General features: G+C 72.6%; 17 protein-coding genes, 2 pseudogenes and 1 riboswitch. Of the genes and pseudogenes, 11 read left to right on the plus strand and 8 right to left on the minus strand.

Features of this window, described 5'->3' with window-relative positions; translation table 11 throughout:
* The first annotated feature begins 8 nt into the window (after positions 1-8).
* Positions 9-1,028, plus strand: a complete 1,020-nt coding sequence (locus tag QC282_RS06230) for a 6-phosphofructokinase (RefSeq protein WP_279548189.1) — start codon at positions 9-11, stop codon at positions 1,026-1,028.
* 68 nt (positions 1,029-1,096) lie between these two features.
* A pseudogene (locus tag QC282_RS06235) lies at positions 1,097-2,091 on the plus strand (2-hydroxyacid dehydrogenase).
* Here QC282_RS06235 and QC282_RS06240 read toward each other — a convergent pair.
* Complete coding sequence (locus QC282_RS06240; protein WP_279548190.1) at positions 2,043-3,950, minus strand: anthranilate synthase family protein; 1,908 nt, start codon at positions 3,948-3,950, stop codon at positions 2,043-2,045. The pseudogene QC282_RS06235 and the gene QC282_RS06240 sit on opposite strands and share 49 nt — an antisense overlap.
* 99 nt (positions 3,951-4,049) lie before the next feature.
* Positions 4,050-4,106, minus strand: coding sequence for a trp operon leader peptide (locus tag QC282_RS32395; RefSeq protein ID WP_121888102.1), 57 nt, complete (start codon positions 4,104-4,106; stop codon positions 4,050-4,052).
* Between the two features lie 97 nt (positions 4,107-4,203).
* Between QC282_RS32395 and QC282_RS06245 the strand changes: the two genes are divergently transcribed.
* On the plus strand, positions 4,204-5,556 hold the full coding sequence (locus tag QC282_RS06245; RefSeq protein ID WP_279548191.1) for a class II 3-deoxy-7-phosphoheptulonate synthase: 1,353 nt from the start codon (positions 4,204-4,206) through the stop codon (positions 5,554-5,556).
* A 145-nt stretch (positions 5,557-5,701) separates the two neighbouring features.
* Positions 5,702-5,953: a (2Fe-2S)-binding protein gene (locus QC282_RS06250; protein WP_279548192.1), complete on the plus strand. Its 252-nt coding sequence runs from the start codon at positions 5,702-5,704 to the stop codon at positions 5,951-5,953.
* Between the two features lie 100 nt (positions 5,954-6,053).
* On the opposite strand, the gene bfr is transcribed toward QC282_RS06250, so the two are convergent.
* Positions 6,054-6,533, minus strand: a complete 480-nt coding sequence (gene bfr / locus QC282_RS06255) for a bacterioferritin (RefSeq protein ID WP_279548193.1) — start codon at positions 6,531-6,533, stop codon at positions 6,054-6,056.
* Positions 6,534-6,728: 195 nt separating this feature from the next.
* On the opposite strand from bfr, the gene QC282_RS06260 reads away from it, so the two are divergent.
* The gene (locus tag QC282_RS06260; RefSeq protein WP_279548194.1) at positions 6,729-7,376 is read left to right on the plus strand and encodes a sulfite oxidase-like oxidoreductase; all 648 of its coding nucleotides are present in this window, start codon (positions 6,729-6,731) and stop codon (positions 7,374-7,376) included.
* A 1-nt stretch (position 7,377) separates the two neighbouring features.
* On the opposite strand, the gene QC282_RS06265 is transcribed toward QC282_RS06260, so the two are convergent.
* The 5 genes and pseudogenes from QC282_RS06265 to thiO all read right to left on the minus strand — a co-directional run bounded on the left by QC282_RS06265 (position 7,378) and on the right by thiO (position 12,589).
* Positions 7,378-8,262, minus strand: coding sequence for a deoxyribonuclease IV (locus QC282_RS06265; protein WP_279548195.1), 885 nt, complete (start codon positions 8,260-8,262; stop codon positions 7,378-7,380).
* 34 nt (positions 8,263-8,296) lie between these two features.
* Positions 8,297-10,225, minus strand: a complete 1,929-nt coding sequence (pknB, locus tag QC282_RS06270; protein ID WP_279548196.1) for a Stk1 family PASTA domain-containing Ser/Thr kinase — start codon at positions 10,223-10,225, stop codon at positions 8,297-8,299.
* A 188-nt stretch (positions 10,226-10,413) separates the two neighbouring features.
* Positions 10,414-11,205: pseudogene (locus QC282_RS06275) on the minus strand (thiazole synthase); the annotation flags it as partial.
* A gap of 2 nt (positions 11,206-11,207) precedes the next feature.
* Positions 11,208-11,408: a sulfur carrier protein ThiS gene (gene thiS, locus QC282_RS06280; RefSeq protein ID WP_279548197.1), complete on the minus strand. Its 201-nt coding sequence runs from the start codon at positions 11,406-11,408 to the stop codon at positions 11,208-11,210.
* The gene (thiO, locus tag QC282_RS06285; protein WP_279548198.1) at positions 11,405-12,589 is read right to left on the minus strand and encodes a glycine oxidase ThiO; all 1,185 of its coding nucleotides are present in this window, start codon (positions 12,587-12,589) and stop codon (positions 11,405-11,407) included. The genes thiS and thiO overlap by 4 nt, the downstream gene beginning before the upstream one ends.
* Positions 12,587-12,698: riboswitch (TPP riboswitch) on the minus strand. (Overlaps the previous gene by 3 nt.)
* A gap of 65 nt (positions 12,699-12,763) precedes the next feature.
* On the opposite strand from thiO, the gene QC282_RS06290 reads away from it, so the two are divergent.
* From QC282_RS06290 to QC282_RS06315, 6 genes are all read left to right on the plus strand, one after another.
* Positions 12,764-13,117 carry a hypothetical protein gene (locus QC282_RS06290; RefSeq protein WP_279548199.1) on the plus strand — a complete coding sequence of 118 codons (354 nt, stop codon included), beginning with the start codon at positions 12,764-12,766 and terminating at the stop codon, positions 13,115-13,117.
* 28 nt (positions 13,118-13,145) lie between these two features.
* Positions 13,146-14,387, plus strand: coding sequence for an FAD-dependent oxidoreductase (locus QC282_RS06295; protein WP_279548200.1), 1,242 nt, complete (start codon positions 13,146-13,148; stop codon positions 14,385-14,387).
* Positions 14,388-14,482: 95 nt separating this feature from the next.
* Positions 14,483-14,848: an Rv2175c family DNA-binding protein gene (locus tag QC282_RS06300; RefSeq protein ID WP_086855209.1), complete on the plus strand. Its 366-nt coding sequence runs from the start codon at positions 14,483-14,485 to the stop codon at positions 14,846-14,848.
* A 208-nt stretch (positions 14,849-15,056) separates the two neighbouring features.
* Positions 15,057-15,710, plus strand: coding sequence for a thiamine phosphate synthase (thiE, locus tag QC282_RS06305; protein ID WP_279548201.1), 654 nt, complete (start codon positions 15,057-15,059; stop codon positions 15,708-15,710).
* A 130-nt stretch (positions 15,711-15,840) separates the two neighbouring features.
* On the plus strand, positions 15,841-16,764 hold the full coding sequence (gene metF / locus QC282_RS06310) for a methylenetetrahydrofolate reductase [NAD(P)H] (protein WP_279548202.1): 924 nt from the start codon (positions 15,841-15,843) through the stop codon (positions 16,762-16,764).
* A gap of 56 nt (positions 16,765-16,820) precedes the next feature.
* The gene (locus QC282_RS06315; RefSeq protein WP_279548203.1) at positions 16,821-17,756 is read left to right on the plus strand and encodes a hypothetical protein; all 936 of its coding nucleotides are present in this window, start codon (positions 16,821-16,823) and stop codon (positions 17,754-17,756) included.
* The last annotated feature ends 14 nt before the right edge of the window (positions 17,757-17,770 follow it).

Raw genomic sequence — 17,770 nt, forward strand, 5'->3', positions numbered from 1 at the left:
TTCCCATCATGCGGGTCGGAGTACTGACCGGAGGCCGTGACTGCCCGGGGCTGAACGCCGTGGTCCGGGCCGTCGTCCGCAAGGGCGTGCAGGAGTACGGCTACGAGTTCGTCGGCTTCCGGGACGGCTGGCTCGGGGCGCTGGAGCGGGAGACCGTCCCCCTGGACATTCCCGCGGTGCGCGGCACGCTGCCCCGCGGCGGCACCATCCTCGGCTCCTCGCGCACCGACCCGCTGGCGCACGAGAACGGGGTCGGCCGCATCAAGGACACCCTCGCCGAGCTGGAGGTGGAGGCGCTCGTCACGATCGGCGGCCGGGACACCCTCGGCACGGCCGCGCGGCTCGCCGACGAGCACGGCGTTCCCTGCGTCGGCGTGCCCAAGACGATCGACAACGACCTGCCCGGCACCGACTACACGGTGGGCTTCGACACCGCCGTCGGCGTCGCCACCCAGGCCATCGACCGGCTGCACACCACCGCCGAGTCCCACAAGCGGGTGCTCGTCGTGGAGGTGATGGGCGGGGAGAGCGGCTGGATCGCGGTGCACTCCGGCCTGGCCGGCGGCGCCAACGTCATCCTCATCCCCGAGCAGCCCTTCGACGTCGAGCAGGTGTGCGGCTGGGTGACGTCCCGGTTCAGGGCGTCGTACTCGCCGATCGTGGTCGTCGCCGACGGGGCCGTGCCGAAGGAGGGCCGCGTGGTCCTCAGGGGCGGCGCGACCGGGCAGGTGCGGCTGTCGGGCGTGGGGGAGTGGCTGGCGGCGGAGATCGAGCACCGCACCGGCAAGGAGGCCCGCACCACGGTGCTGGGCCACACCCAGCGCGGCGGCTCGCCCAGTCCGTTCGACCGCTGGCTCGCCACCCGCTTCGGGCTGCACGCCGTCGACTGCGTCCGGGACCGCGCGTTCGGCACGATGGTCGCGCTGCGCGGCACGGACATCGTCCGCGTCCCCCTGCGGGAGGCGGTGGCCGGCCTGAAGCAGGTGGACCCGGCCCGCTACGCGGAGGTCGGCGTCTTCTTCGGGTGAGGTTCACCGCCCGCCCGGTCCGGGTGACGTTCCCCCGTCCGTCCCGCTCCACCCCCTTGGAGAACCCCGTGGAAATCCTGGCGTTCGGAGTGCAGGCCGACGAACGGCCCCTGATCGAGCGGGCGTTCCGGGAGCACCACCCGGTGCGCTGTCTGGACGTCTTCCTCAACCAGGACACCGCGCCCATCGCCGCCGGGCACGAGATCGTCTCCTCCAGCGTCAACGCCGACCTCGGCGCCGGCGTCCTGGAGATCCTCGCCGCCGGCGGCACCCGCATGGTCGCCCAGCGCTCCACGGGCTTCAACAACATCGACCTCGACGTCGCCGAGCGCCTCGGCATGACGATCGCCCGCGTCTCGTCCTACTCGCCGTACGCGGTCGCCGAGTTCGCCTGGACCCTCGCCATGGCCGTCAACCGCCGGGTCGTGCGCGCCTCCACCCGCACCCGCGACTCGACTTCCGCCTCGACGGCCTGATGGGCCGCGACATGCACGGCCGCACCGCCGGCGTCCTCGGCACCGGCAGGATCGGCGAGGCCTTCGCCCGCATCGCGCACGGCTTCGGCATGAGACTGCTCGGCTGGGACGTCGCCGAGAACCCGGCCTGCGTGGAGCTCGGCATGACGTACGTGCCCAAGGAGCGGCTCCTGGCCGAGGCCGACCTGGTCAGCCTGCACGTGCCGCTGATGCCCGAGACGCAGCACCTGATCGACGCGGCAGCCCTGCGGGCGATGAAGGACGACGCGGTCCTGGTGAACTCCAGCCGCGGCGGCCTCGTCGACACCGCGGCCCTCGTCGCCGAGCTGCGCGCGGGCCGCTTCACGGGCGTCGGCCTCGACGTGTACGAGGCCGAGGCGGGCCTGTTCTTCCTCGACAAGTCCCTGGAGGCCATCGCGGACGACACCCTGGCCCGCCTCGTGACGTTCCCGAACGTCCTGGTCACGTCCCACCAGGCGTACTACACGGTGGACGCCGTGAACCAGATCGTCGACGCCACCGTGCGCAACGTCCTCGACTACCGGGCCGGCCGCCGCTCCGGCAACATGCTCGTGCCGCGCAGCTGACCGACCAGCTCGCGCACGATCGCGGCGCCGTTCAGCGTCAGCACCGACTCCGGGTGGAACTGCACGCCCGCGACCGCGTTCACCGGCGCGCCTCCGGCACGGCCCGGCCCCCGCAGCGCGTGCACCTCACCGTTCGCGGCCCGGCTCACCTCGATGTCGTGCGCGGCCAGCTCCCGCAACGCCTCGTCGTCGCAGCGCGCCACGAAGCTGTTGTAGAAGCCGACGGTCTCGCTCCGCCCGAACAGGTCGATCCGCGTCTGCGCCCCCTGGTACGGCACGTCCTTGCGGACGATCTCCAGCCCCAGCTCGGCCGCGATCAGCTCGTGCCCGAGGCAGACGCCGAGCACGCCGTGCCGGTGCTCGCGCAGCACCCGGGCGGTCAGCTCCCGCAGGAACCGCATCTTGGGGTCCGCGAGGTCCGAGGGGTCACCGGGGCCGGGGCCCAGCACGACCGGCCCGGCGTGCCCGAGCACCGCCTCCCGCAGCCCCGGCTCGTCGTAGCGCCGGACGGTCACCTCAAGGCCGGAGGAGCGCAGCACGTGCGCGAGCATCGCCGTGAAGGTGTCCTCACCGTCCACGACCAGCGCGTGCCCGGTCAGCGCCTCGGACCGGTCCTGCATCCGCAGCCAGAACGGCGCGAGCGAGGCCCGGCGCCCGTCCAGCGCCGCCCGCACCCGCGGGTCGTCGGCCAGCCGGGCCCCGGTCCGCTCCGCGCGCGGCCGGGACGGCCGTACCCCGAGCGCCGCCAGCACCCCGGCCGCCTTGGCGTGCGTCTCCGCCACCTCGCCCGCCGGGTCCGAACCGCGGACGAGCGTGGCGCCGACCGGCACCCGCAGCCGCCCGGCCGGGTCGATGTCGGCGGTACGGATGAGGATCGGCGAGTCGAGGGTCTGGGCGCCGCCCGCGTCCCTGCCGATCAGGGCCAGCGCGCCGGCGTAGTAGCCGCGCCCGCCGGACTCGTGCCGTTCGATGACCCGGCAGGCGTTCTGCACCGGCGACCCGGTGACGGTCGCGGCGAACATCGTCTCCTTCAGCACGTCCCGCACGTCCAGCGAGGACCGGCCGCGCAGCTCGTACTCGGTGTGCGCGAGGTGGGCCATCTCCTTCAGCCGGGGCCCGACGACGACGCCGCCCCTGTCGCCGACGGTGCACATCATCTTGAGCTCCTCGTCGACGACCATCGACAGCTCCTCGATCTCCTTGCCGTCGGCGAGGAAACCGAGCAGGTGCTCCGGGGTGGGCCCCTCGGCCGGGTAGCGGTAGGTCCCGCTGATCGGGTTCATCACGACCGTCCCGCCCGACATCCGCACATGCACCTCGGGACTCGCCCCGATCAGGGTCCGCTCCCCGGTGTGCACGACGAACGTCCAGTACGCGCCCCGCTCGCCCGCCAGCAGCCGCCGGAACAGCGCCAGCGCGTCGGCCCGCCCGAACCCGGGGATCTCCGCGCGGTAGGTCCGCCGGATCACGAAGTTGGCGCCCTCGCCCCGCCCGATCTCCTCGTCCAGCACCCGTCCGACGACGCGCTCGTACTCCTCGTCGGTCACGTCGAACCCGCCGTCCTCGACGCGCACGGCGCGGTCCGGCAGCGCGGCGAGCGCGTCGGCCATCGGGATCTCGTACGACTCCTCGGGTGTCAGCGCCAGCAGGGGCGTGCCGTCGTCGCGCACGTCGAAGCCGCGCTCGCGGATCTGCCGGAACGGCACCAGCGCGAGGCACACGTCGGGCAGGTCGGCGAGCCGGTCGTACCGCGCCACCGGCCCGAGCAGCAGCTCGACCACGTCGTGGTCGTGCCCGGGGGAGCGGCGGCGCAGCAGGGCGAACGGGCGGGAGTCGCCCGGCAGGTCGGTCAGATGCATGGTCGTCGTGGTCCTTCTGGGAAGGAGGGACGACCCGGGCCGTGAAACGCCGAAGGCCGCCCCTCGGGCGGCCTTCGCGAAGTCGGTGCGTACGCGCAGTCAGTGGGCCGCCGAGGGAGCGGTCCACCACCAGGTGCGGGTCGAGTGCGCGAACATACGGCGCACCCTACCCCAGGTCCGCGGGCGGTACGTCGCGTCTCACTTCCTGGGCACCGGGACGGAAGGCGGGACGCCACCCCGTAATGTTGAGGTCGTGACCGTGAACGCTAAGACCAGCCAGAGCGCTGGCAACACCTGGCGAAACCTGCCCGCGGCGCAGCAGCCCGAGTACCCCGACGCCGAGGCTCTGCGCGCAGCGATCGCGGACCTCGAGTCGTATCCGCCGCTCGTCTTCGCGGGCGAGTGCGACCAGCTGCGCGCCCGGATGGCGGCCGTCGCCAAGGGAGAGGCGTTCCTCCTCCAGGGCGGCGACTGCGCCGAGGCCTTCGACGCGGTGTCCGCCGACCACATCCGCAACAAGCTCAAGACACTGCTCCAGATGGGCGCCGTGCTGACGTACGCCGCCTCGGTGCCGGTCGTGAAGGTGGGCCGGATCGCCGGCCAGTACTCCAAGCCGCGCTCCAAGCCGACCGAGACCCGCGACGGCGTGACGCTCCCGACCTACCGGGGCGACTCCGTCAACGGCTTCGCGTTCACCGAAGAGGCCCGCGTCCCGGACCCCGAGCGGCTCAAGCGCATGTACCACGCGTCGGCGTCCACGCTGAACCTGGTGCGTGCCTTCACCACCGGTGGCTACGCCGACCTGCGCCAGGTGCACGCCTGGAACCAGGACTTCGTGAAGTCCTCGCCGTCCGGCCAGCGCTACGAGCAGCTCGCCCGCGAGATCGACAACGCGCTGAACTTCATGCACGCCTGCGGGGCGGACCCGGAGGAGTTCAAGACCGTCGAGTTCTTCTCGTCGCACGAGGCGCTGCTGCTGGACTACGAGTCGGCGCTCACCCGCGTCGACTCGCGCACCGGGCAGCTGTACGACGTGTCCGCGCACATGGTGTGGATCGGTGAGCGCACGCGGCAGCTGGACCACGCGCACATCGAGTTCGCGTCGCGCATCCGCAACCCGATCGGCATCAAGCTCGGCCCGACGACCACGGCCGAGGAGGCGCTGCAGTACATCGAGCGCCTGGACCCGGAGCGCGAGCCGGGCCGGCTGACCTTCATCGTCCGCATGGGCGCCGACAAGATCCGCGACAAGCTCCCGGAGCTGGTGGAGAAGGTCACGGCGTCCGGCGCGGTGGTGGCCTGGGTGACCGACCCGATGCACGGCAACACCTTCGAGGCTGCCTCCGGGCACAAGACGCGCCGCTTCGACGACGTGCTCGACGAGGTCAAGGGCTTCTTCGAGGTCCACAAGGAGCTCGGCACCCACCCGGGCGGCATCCACGTGGAGCTGACCGGCGACGACGTCACCGAGTGCGTGGGCGGCGGTGACGAGATCTTCGTCGACGACCTGCACCAGCGCTACGAGACGGCCTGCGACCCGCGGCTCAACCGCAGCCAGTCGCTCGACCTGGCGTTCCTGGTCGCCGAGATGTACCGCGACCAGTAGGCGCACGGGCACAGCGTGCTGTGGGGCGCGGATCACATTCGATCCGCGCCCCACCCCACTTTTACGCCACCTGCGCGGCGGGTAAGGTTAGGTTTGCCTCACCGAGAAAGTCGGGGACGGCACGACCTACGACCCCGCCCGGGAGGTGAGCCGCGTGTACGTCTGCAGTTGCTTCGGGATCACCGAACAGCAGGTGAAGCGGCACGCGGAGGACGGTGCCTGCACCCCCCGCCAGATAGCCTCGGCCTGCAAGGCCGGCACCGACTGCGGGTCGTGCGTGCGGCGCATCCAGGCCATCCTAGGCCGGGGCGCCTGCCCCCGCCGTGACCTCGCCGAACAGGGCATGCCGGTGCTGTCCGACCTCCCGACGGCCCAGGGTCTGGACGAGGCCGCCTAGGGCCTGTCGTTTGGACCGGCCGGGCTGTGAGGTGCTGCGGCTCTTGGCCGAGCCGTGCGTGCCGGACCCCGCGACGCCGGGATGATCCGTGCGACAGGCCCTAGCTCTCCGGCTGCTCGATGAGCTGCGCCAGGTAGAGCGCCTCGCCGAGCTTCTCGACCAGGTCGAGCTGGGTGTCGAGGTAGTCGATGTGGTGCTCCTCGTCCTCCAGGATCGACTCGAAGATGTTCGCGGACGTGATGTCGCCCTTTTCCCGCATCACCTTGATGCCGCGCTTGAGGCGGTCGATCGCCTCGACCTCGATCTGCCGGTCCGCCTCGAACATCTCCTTGACGGTCTGGCCCACCCGGACGTGGAACAGCCGCTGGTAGTTGGGCAGCCCGTCCAGGAAGAGGATCCGGTCGGTCAGGACCTCGGCGTGCTTCATCTCGTCGAACGACTCGTGCCGCGTGTACTTCGCGAGCTTCGTCCAGCCGAAGTTCTCCTGCATCTTCGCGTGCAGGAAGTACTGGTTGATCGCGGTGAGCTCGCCCGTGAGCTGCTCGTTGAGGAATTCGATGACCTCGGGGTCGCCCTGCATCGCAGAGGCTCCTTCCAGGCGGGGGGAACTGGCGGGTTGCGCCGCATGATTGCACCGCCGGAGAAGATCGTCCAGTAAGTCTGTGCTTAGTAAGTAAGGGCAGGCTTAGTCCGGATTGATGCGAAATGGCCGCACTCTCCGCGGCGCGGGCGGGGCCGGTCAAGTCCATCGCCCGAGGTCTGTCAGGATGGAGCCATGGGTCAGCCGGCGGAGCGCGAATCGGGAGAGCGCGATTCACAGGGAGTGGCACAGCCCGAGCTTCCCCCGGGGCAGCGGCTCCAGCGGGGCTGGCCGGTCACCCACTACGGGCCCGTCCCCAAGTTCCGCCCCGAGCGCTGGGAGTTCCGGGTCTTCGGCGCCACCGCCGGCGGCGAGAAGCACTGCTGGAACCACGACGAGTTCACGGCCCTGCCGTACACCACCGTCGTCGCCGACCTGCACTGCGTCACGAAGTTCAGCATGCTCGGCGCCGAGTGGGGCGGCATCCCCGCCCGCACGATCCTCGACATCGCGCCGCCCGCGCCCGAGGTCACCCATGTGATGGTGTGGGCCGAATACGGCTTCAGCTCCAACCTGCGGCTGACCGACTTCGCCGCCGACCGCACCCTGTTCGCCACCCACAAGGACGGCGAGCTCCTCACCGCCGAACACGGCTTCCCGCTGCGCCTGATCGTGCCGCACCTGTACGCCTGGAAGGGCCCGAAATGGGTGCGCGGCGTCGAGTACATGACCGCCGACCGCCGCGGCTTCTGGGAGGAGCGCGGCTACCACAACGTCGGCGACCCGTGGAAGGAACAGCGCTACTCCTACCAGGAGCAGCCCGGTGAGGGCCCCGAGCTCTGACTCAGCCGGCGGCCTCTCTCAGCTTCTTCAGGCGCTCCACGTCCGCCGCGTGGCCCTCCTTGCCGCCGGGCGTCTCGATGACCAGCGGCACGCCCTCGGTCGCGGGATGCGTCATCAGCGCACGGAACGGGTCCTCGCCGATGTGACCGGCGCCGATGTTCGCGTGGCGGTCCTTGTGGGCGCCCACCACGTCCTTCGAGTCGTTGGCGTGGATCAGCTTCAGCCGGCCCGGCCCGACCGTGTCCACCAGCAGGTCCAGCGTCCGGTGCATGCCGCCCGGGCCGCTCAGGTCGTGCCCGGCCGCGAAGACGTGGCAGGTGTCCATGCACACGCCCAGCTTCGGATGGGCGTCCAGCGCCTCGAAGTACGGCCCGAAGTCCCAGGTCCGCGAGCACAGCGAGGAGCCCTGCCCGGCCGTGGACTCCAGCAGCAGATACGGATCGTCGTCGTGGGTCAGCTCGTCCAGCAGCGGCAGCAGATGCTCACGGACCTGCCTCAGCGCCACCGGCCGGTCCCGGCCGCCCGTCGCGCTGCCCGTGTGCACGACCACGCCCAGCGCCCCGATCGCCCGGCCGCGCCGCAGCGAGTGCCGCAGCGACTCCACCGAGCGCTCGACGGTCGCCTCCGTGTGGGAGCCGAAGTTGATCAGATAGGGGGCGTGCACGTACGCCGGGATCGCCTCCGCCTCGCACGCGGCGCGGAACGCCTCGTCCTGGCGCGGATTGCCGGCCGGGGTGGCCCAGCCGCGCGGGTTGGCGACGAAGACCTGCACGGTCTCGGCACCGAGCTCACGGGCGTACGACAGACCGACGGAGTGGAGACCGCCGGCGACGGGGACATGGCCGCCGACGGGATTGCGGGAACGGCCGGACTGCTGACTCTTCACCCGATCAGGGTGTCATGCCGCCCGGCCCGCCCCGTCAGCGGATCTCGATGGTGACGGTCGACCCCTTGGGGGCCTTCTCCCCGCCCGCCACGGACTGCCCCTCGACGGTGTCGCCGAACAGGCCGAGCAGGCCGCGGTCCTCCTCCACCTCGAACCCGGCCGCCTCCAGCTCCCGCCTGGCGTCGTCCACACTGTCGCCGACCACGTCCGGGACCTCGACCATCTCCGGGCCCTTGGACACCGTCAGCGTCACCGTGTCGCCCTCGGCGGCCCGGCTGTCGGGCGCCGGGGTCTGCCGGGCCACCCGGCCCTTGTCGTACGCGGAATTGACCCGCTCGGCGGCGATCTTCACCTTCAGGCCGGCCTCCGTCAGCTCGGCCCGCGCATCGTCGAGGTCGTCGCCGGTGACGTCCGGCACGTCGATCGGGCTGCCCTTGCTGACGCTGAGCGCGACGGCCGAGCCCGCGCGGACCGTGGTGTTCGTCACCGGGGCCGTCGAGATCACGAAACCCCGGGGAACGTCGTCGCTGAACCCCCGCGTGACCATGCCCGGCTCCAGGCCGTCCTGCTTCAGCACCGCGCGGGCCTTGTCGAGCCGGTAGCCGGCGAGGTCCGGCACCTTCACGTTCTTCGGGCCGTCGGAGATCGTCAGCGCCACGGAGTCGTTCTGCCGTATGCGGCTGCCCGCCTCCGGGTCCGTGCTGATGACCGTGCCCCGCTTCACCGTGTCGCTGTAGGCGTGCCGCACCGTGCCCACGTCGAGCCCGGCCTCCTCCAGCCGGTCCCTGGCCTGCGCCTCCGTCTTCGTCAGCAGCGGTGGGACCTTCGTGAACTGGCCGGAGTTGATGTACCAGACGCCCGCGCCGACGCCGAACACCAGCAGCACCGCCAGCACGACCGCCAGCGGACCGCGCCCGCGCAGCCCCGGGCCGCGGCGCGGGAGGGGCGGCGGCGGGGACTGGAGACGGCTGGTGCGGTGCACGCCCGCCGCCTCGTCGTCCTCGTCGACCGGCAGCGGACGGGGCACCGTCAGCGCGCGCGGGATCACGCTCGTCCGGTCCTCGGCGATGTCGTGGTCCGAGGTGAGCGCCAGCGGCGGCACCGCGTCCAGCTGGGCGGCACCGAGCGCGGCACGCGCCTCGCGGGTCTGGGCGAGCAGCGCCACCGCGTCGTGCGGCCGGACGTCCGGGGTGCGGGCGGTCGCCGACGCCACCAGCTCGTCCAGCTCGTACGCCATGCCGGGCACGGCGGCCGACGGCGGCGGCACGTCCTCGTGCAGGTGCTTGTAGAGCACGATCGCGGGGGAGTCCCCGTCGTGCGGCTTGTCGCCGGTCAGCATCTCGTAGAGGACGACGCCGCACGCGTAGACGTCGACGCGCGGGTCCGCCGTCCCGCTCTCTATCTGCTCGGGCGCGAGATACGCCACCGTGCCGAGCACGGTCCCGGTGGTGTTCGTCACCGTGTCCACGGCCCGTACGAGACCGAAGTCGGCGACCTTGACCCGGCCGTCGTCCCCTATGAGGACGTTCTCCGGCTTCATGTCCCGGTGCACGAAACCGGCGCGGTGGGCGGCGCCCAGCGCGGCGAGCACCGGCTCCAGGATGTCGAGCGCGGCCCGTGGCTGGAGCGCGCCGCGCTCGCGCAGCACGTCGCGCAGGGTGCAGCCCGCCACGTACTCCATGGCGAGGTAGACGTACGGGCCGTCGGTGCCCTGGTCGAAGACCTGCACCACGTTGGGGTGGGCGAGGCGCGCCACCGACTTCGCCTCGCGGATGAAGCGCTCGACGAACGACCCGTCGGCCGCGAGCGACGGATGCATCACCTTGAGCGCGAGCACGCGGTCCAGGCGGGTGTCCACGGCCCGGTAGACCGTGGCCATCCCGCCGACCGCGATGCGCGCCTCGACGCGGTACCGCCCGTCGAGCAGCTGCCCGACCAGAGGGTCCTGAAGGGTCGTGTCCACGCAGGTGAGTGTACGAGCCGCCACTGACGCCCAAGCCCGCACCGGAGCTCTGCAGCCGACCTGTGACGCTTCCCACGGAGGGGACGGCCACCGCGGAGGAAGGCGGCCGACGGCGCTCAGCCCGAAGGAGGTCGCTCCACATCCCGGCCGGCCGGGAGCGGGTGGTGCGCCGGTGGGAGAGAAGCCTGGAAAGCCGGCCGCTCCGGGTCCAGCACCGCCCGGCCCTCCGCGGGAGACGACGCCTCCGCGAAATGCCGCCGGGGAATCCGCCCCGCCCGGTACGCCAGCCGCCCCGCCTCCACGGCGCACCGCATGCCGGACGCCATCAGCACCGGCTCCCGCGCCCGCGTGACCGCCGACGCGAGCATCACGCCCGCGCACCCCAGCTCCATCGCCAGCGCCACGTCGGACGCCGTCCCCGCACCCGCGTCCAGGATCACCGGCACACGCGCGTGCTCGACGATCAGCTGGAAGTTGTGCGGGTTGCGGATCCCGAGCCCGGACCCGATGGGCGACCCGAGCGGCATCACGGCCGCACAGCCGACGTCCTCCAGCTTCCGCGCCAGCACCGGGTCGTCGTTCGTGTACGGCAGCACGGTGAACCCGTCGTCCACCAGCGTCTCCGCCGCGTCCAGCAGCTCGATCGGGTCCGGCAGCAGGGTCCGCTCGTCGGCGATGACCTCCAGCTTGATCAGATCCGTACCGAGCGCCTCCCGGGCCAGGCGCGCGGTCAGCACCGCCTCGCCCGCCGTGAAGCAGCCCGCCGTGTTCGGCAGCACCCGGATGCCGAGCCTGTCCAGCACCGACAGCACGGACCCGTGCACCGACGGGTCCACCCGCCGCATCGCGACGGTCGTGAGCTCCGTGCCGGAGGCCACCAGCGCGCGCTCCAGCACGTCGAGGCTGGGCGCCCCGCCGGTGCCCATGATCAGACGGGACGTGTAGGACGTACCGCCGAGGACGAAGGGATCGTCGGCCATGGTCAGCCTCCTTGGACGGCGGTGAGGACCTCGACGCGGTCGCCCTCGGACAGGGGCGTCGACGGCCACTCGGTGCGGGGGACGACGGTTTCGTTGAGGGCGGCGGCCACGCCGGACGGCGCCGCGGTGAGCGACTTCACGACGGTGTCGAGAGCCGTGCCGGGCGGGATCTCCCGGGGCTCCCCGTTGACCGAGATGTTCATGCGGGCTGCTCCGTGAGTCGTGCGGACCGCTCCGTGGGCGCGGTGCCGAAACGCTTCGGGGTGAAGGGCCTGGCTTCCTCGGGCAGTTCCCCGGTGGCCAGCGCGTGCGCCACGGCGTCGCCGGTGACCGGCGTGAGCAGCACGCCGTTGCGGTAGTGCCCGGTGGCCAGCAGCAGTCCCGGCAGCTCGGTCGGGCCGAGCAGCGGCGCGTTGTCCGGGGAGCCGGGACGCAGCCCGGCCCGGGTCTCCGTCAGGGGCAGCTCGGTGATGCCCGGCACCAGCTCGTGCGCGTCCCGCAGCAGCTCGTACACGCCGCCCGCGGTGACCGTGGTGTCCCAGCCCAGCTCCTCCGTGGTCGCGCCGACCACCAGCTCGCCGTTCTCACGGGGCACCAGGTACACCTGGCCGCCGCGCACGACGGCGCGCACGGTCCGGCTCAGGAACGGCGCGTACCGCTGCGGCACGGCCAGCCGTACGACCTGCCCCTTCACGGGACGCACCGGCGGCAGCACGGCGTCCGGCACACCGGCGAGCCGCCCGCTGAGGCTGCCCGCGGCGAGGACGACCTGACCGCCGCCCAGCCCGGTGCCGTCGGCGGTGACGACGCCGGTGGCCCGGTCGCCCAGGGTCGTGAGCCGCTCGGCCCACTGCCGGTGGAACACCACGCCGGTCCGTTCGCAGGCGGCCACGAGCGCGCGGGCCAGGCGCCGCGGGTCGACCTGGTGGTCGCCGTCGACCCGCAGGCCGCCGCGCACGCCGGGCGCGAGCATCGGCTCCAGACGCCGGCACTCCCGCCCCGACAGCCACTCCGACTCAAGGCCGGACTGCTGCTGGAGGGCGTGCAGTTCACGCAGGTGGGCGCGGTCGTCGGAGTCCAGCGCGACGGCGAGCGTGCCGCAGCGGCGGTAGCCGAGGCCGTGTCCGGTGAGGTCGGTGAGCTCCGCCGCGAAGTCCGGGTAGCGGCGGGCCGACGCCAGGTTGAGGGCGAGCAGGGTCTGCTCGCCGTGGTGCAGTTCCGTGACGGCGGCCAGCATCCCGGCGGCCACCTGCGCGGCTCCGCCGCCGGGCTCGGGATCGACGACGGCCGTGGCGAACCCGCGTTGCGCGGCCCGCCAGGCCGTCACCAGGCCGATGATTCCGCCCCCTACGACGAGGACGTCTGGTGTGCGCGTGGGCGACATGGGCGTCCAGCCCCTCCCTTCGCCGGCATGACCCGGATCAGGTTCGTACGGTCGGAGGCCGCCAGCCTCCCTCTCAGCCCGGTGCGTCCGGGCTCCCGCGAGTGCTTTACGGTGGCCACCTTAGGCCCTGTCGTCCGGCCTTCGCAGCTCGCACCGTGCAAGGGAGCCTCAGCCGTGGCACGTTCGCTCGACGGTCTGGTCCTCGCCCCCGTCGCCGACCAGGCCCCCGGCCAGGTGGGCACCCGCACCCGCTTCGCCTACCACGAGAACGACGGCGAGATCTGGGCCGACTACGCGGGCGGGGACGTCGTGCGCGGGCACCTCGTGGGCACCCGGCGCGGCGACCGGCTGGACTTCCGCTACGTCCAGCTCAAGCGGGACGGGACGACCTCCTCCGGGCACTGCGTGTCGACCGTCGTCGAGCTTCCCGACGGGCGTGTGCGCCTGGACGAGACCTGGGAGTGGGAGTCGCAGGAGGGCGGCGGGACCAGCGTTGTGGAGCAGGTCACGTGCCCGGCCACTGACTGACGGTTCGTCAGGTGTCTATGGTGATCGGGTGAGCGAGCAGACGCAGGACCGGGCAGGGGACACGCCGCGCCGCGTGGTCGTCGTGGGCGCGGGCATGGCCGGCGTGCAGACCGCCGTCGCCCTGCGGGAACAGGGCTTCACCGGCACCGTGACGCTGATCGGCGCCGAACCCCACCAGCCGTACGACCGGCCGCCGCTGTCCAAGGCCGTCCTGCTGGGCACGGCCGAGCATTCCGCCTTCGACGTCGACTTCGAGGCGCTCGGCATCGAACTCCGGCTCGGCCGCGAGGTGCTGGGCGTCCGCCCCGCCGACCACGCACTCGACACCGCCGAGGGGCCGGTGCCGTACGACGTCCTCGTGCTGGCCACCGGCGCCGAACCGATGCGTCTGCCGGGCGCCGAGGGCGTGCCCGGCGTCCATCTGCTGCGCACCCTCGACGACGCCGAACGGCTGCGGCCCGTGCTCGCCCGGCAGCACGACATCGTGGTCGTCGGCGCCGGCTGGATCGGCGCCGAGTTCGCCACGGCGGCGCGCGAGGCGGGCTGCGCGGTGACCGTGGTGGAGGCGGCGGAGCGGCCCCTCGCGGGCGCGCTGCCCGCCGAGGTGGCCGAGCCGATGGCCGCCTGGTACGCCGACGCCGGTGCCGTCCTGCGCACGCACACGCGCGTGGCGCGCGTCGAGCCCGGTGCGGTGCTCCTCGACGACGGCTCGCGCATCCCGGCCGGTGCCGTCGTCGTCGGCATCGGCGCCCGCCCCGCCACCGCCTGGCTCGCCGGCTCCGGCATCGCCCTGGGCGCGCGGGGCGAGGTGGTCGCCGACGAGCAGCTGCGCACCTCGGCGCCGGACGTCTACGCGGTCGGCGACTGCGCCTCCTTCCCGTCCGGGCGCTACGGCGAGCGGCTGCTGGTGCACCACTGGGACAACGCGCTCCAGGGCCCGCGCACGGTGGCCCGGAACATCGTCGGCGGCGCGATCGGCCAGACCCCCGCCGTCTACGACCCGGTGCCGTACTTCTGGTCCGAGCAGTTCGGGCGCTTCGTGCAGTACGCCGGCCATCACACGGCCGCCGACACCGCCCTGTGGCGCGGCGACCCGTCCGGACCGGCCTGGAGCGTCTGCTGGCTGCGCGACGACCGGCTGGTCGCCCTGCTCGCGGTGGGACGGCCGAGGGACCTGGCCCAGGGCCGGCGGCTGATCGAGGCGGGCGCCGTGCTGGACCCGCGGCTGCTCGCGGACCCGGCGCGGCCCCTGAAGGCGGCGACGGCCTGACACCCGCGCCACAGCCCCTGTACACGGTGGGTGCGCGCGCCGACGCGGGGGGCTCCGGCTTCCGACTGTCAGTGGCAGATGGCAGGCTTGATTCCGTGACCGAGATTGACGCAAAGATCGATGCTCTCGTCCCCGCCTGGCTCACCCTCCCCGACATCGCCGAACAGCTCGGCGTCGAGGTGACGCGTGTGCGGCAGCTGGTCAAGGACGGCCAGCTCATCGCCGTACGCCGCGGTGAGAACCGCGCGCTGCACGTACCCGCCGCCTTCATCGACGGGGACAAGGTCGTCAAGGGCCTGTCCGGAACCCTGACGCTCCTGCGGGACGACGGCTTCACGGACGAAGAGATGCTGGAGTGGCTCTTCACCCCCGACCCGAGCCTGCCCGGCACGCCCGCGCAGGCCCTGAGCGAGAATCGCGGCACGGAGGTGAAGCGCCGCGCCCAGGCGCTCGCCGTCTGAGCCCGAGCCCGACCTGACATACCGTCCGGCGTACGGGCCGGCCCCGCCCGGGTCCCGGCCCCGGACCGGCACGGCCCGCCCGCGCCCCGGTGCTGGCCCGGCCCGTACGCCACAGACACCGTGCGTCACGAGACACCGTGCGTGACGCACGCGCGTGTGCCACCGACGGCACACCTGCCCGCGCACCGAACCCCGGGGGGACCCACGCATGCCCGACACCGCCACCGCACGCGCCGCGCTCGGCGACGCCCGTGTCTACCTCTGCACGGACGCCCGCAAGCGCCAGGGCGACCTGCCCGAGTTCCTGGACGCGGTCCTCGCCGGCGGGGTCGACATCGTGCAGCTGCGCGACAAGGGCATGGAGGCCGCCGAGGAACTGGAGCACCTGAAGGTCTTCGCCGACGCCTGCGCCCGGCACGGCAGGCTCCTCGCGGTCAACGACCGCGCGGACGTCGCCCACGCCGCCCGCGCCGGCGTCCTGCACCTCGGCCAGGGCGACCTCCCGGTCCCGGCCGCGCGCGCGATCCTCGGTGACGAGATCCTGATCGGCCGCTCCACGCACGCCGAGTCCGAGGCCGCGGCAGCCGCCGCCCAGGACGGCGTGGACTACTTCTGCACCGGCCCGTGCTGGCCCACCCCGACCAAGCCCGGCCGCCACGCACCCGGCCTGGACCTGGTGCGGTACACGGCCTCCCTGGGCACCGACCGCCCCTGGTTCGCCATCGGCGGCATCGACCTCGGCAACCTGGACCAGGTGCTGGAGGCCGGCGCCCGCCGGGTCGTCGTCGTCCGGGCGATCACCGAGGCGGACGACCCCGGAGCGGCGGCGGCGGAGTTCGCCGAGCGGTTGCGCGAGGCGTAGGCGGGTCCTCGCAGGGCCTGTGGACCCGGTTCGGGGCCCACATGTCCAAGGGGTGGACAAGAAGTGGACAATTCGGGCAAATTTCCGGCATTCGGTTGGGGGACCGTCACCGCCTGACTAACCTGCGGGTATGGCCCTCGGAACCGCATCCACCAGGACAGATCGCGCGCGAACGGTGCGCGACATCCTCGCCGGCGGCAAAACGACGTACTCCTTCGAGTTCTCGGCGCCGAAGACGCCCAAGGGCGAGCGAAACCTGTGGAGCGCGCTGCGCAGGGTCGAGGCGGTCGCGCCCGACTTCGTCTCCGTGACCTACGGCGCCGGCGGCTCGACGCGCGCCGGCACGGTCAAGGAGACCCAGCAGATCGTCGCCGACACCACGCTCACCCCGGTCGCCCACCTCACCGCGGTCGACCACTCCGTCGCCGAACTGCGCAACATCATCGGGCAGTACGCCGACGCCGGCATCCGCAACATGCTCGCGGTGCGCGGCGACCCGCCCGGCGACCCGATGGGCGAGTGGGTCCCGCACCCGCGGGGACTGACGTACGCGGCCGAACTCGTCCGGCTCATCAAGGAGTCGGGCGACTTCTGTGTGGGCGTCGCGGCCTTCCCGGAGATGCACCCGCGCTCCGCCGACTGGGACACCGACGTCGCGCACTTCGTCGACAAGTGCCGGGCCGGCGCCGACTACGCGATCACCCAGATGTTCTTCCAGCCGGAGTCCTATCTGCGGCTGCGTGACCGAGTCGACGCGGCCGGCTGCGACACCCCGGTCATCCCCGAGGTCATGCCCGTGACCAGCGTGCGGATGCTGGAGCGGCTGCCCAGGCTGAGCAACGCCTCGTTCCCGGACGCCCTGAAAGAGCGGATCCTCGCAGCGAAGGACGATCCGGCGGCTGTACGCTCCATTGGCATCGAGTTCGCCACGGAGTTCTGCGCGCGACTGCTGGCCGAGGGAGTCCCCGGACTGCACTTCATCACGCTGAACAACTCCACGGCCACGCTGGAAATCTACGAGAACCTGGGCCTGCACCACCCGCCGCGGGCCTAGACCGGTCGCACGGGTATACGACACACTGCGTAGCGGCCACTGGGAGAGGGGCGTACATGGGCTGGACGGTCCTCTACATCGCGTTCGGCATCGTCGCGTTGTGGCTGCTGGGCGAGGTGCTGCTGCAGTACAAGGCACGCCTGCGCTGGCGGCTGCTGGCATTCGCCGGGTTCCTCGGTGTCGTCCTCGGTGTACTCATCCCGTCCGTCGTCGTGATCGGACTGGGCGCCGCCGCCTTCGCGGTCGGCCAGACCTACGTCACGCTGTCGTTCCGCAGCGGCTTCGCGGCCGGCTGGGCGGTCAACGCGCCCGCCCTCAGCAGCAAGACCCGACGCTACGACCGCGACCGCCAGGAGCCCTCCCCGGAGGACTCCGGACTCGCCGGCGAGAGCGAATACGGCGACGGCACGCGCACGCGGAGTGACGGCGACCGGCCCTACGGGACCGACGACTACGACCGCGACGACGTCTTCACGCCCGCCCGCCCCACCGCCGACCCGACGCCCGCCGAGTCGACCGCGGTGTACGCGCCGCAGCCCCTGCCCGACGACACCGGCTCCTACGGCGTGTACGCCGACACCGGCTACCCCCAGGGCGACCCGCAGCACGCGGCGGCCGCCCAGGGCGCCGACCAGAACTACGCCTACGGCTACACCGGCTACGACCAGAACTACGGCTACGACGCCACGGGCCAGCAGCAGTACGCCGCCTACTCCGACCCGTACATCGGCACCCAGACCTACGGCGGCGCCCCGTACGACCCGGCGGCCTACGGCCAGCAGGCGTACGGACAGCAGGACTACACCCAGGACCAGTACGCCGCGGGCTACGGCGGCGAGACCCCGCCCGGCGGCGTGTGGGTGCCGCAGCAGCGCAGCACCGACGACCCCTACGGCGGGGAACTGCCGCCCGAGCAGCCCTACCCGTACCAGGGCGAGCAGCCGCAGCAGCCGACGCAGGGCACCGGGTACGACGAGCAGTACCGCTACTGAGCGGCGCCGCCGGC

Origin of the sequence: Streptomyces sp. DH24 (assembly GCF_029813775.1) — a bacterium.
Lineage (GTDB): Bacteria > Actinomycetota > Actinomycetes > Streptomycetales > Streptomycetaceae > Streptomyces.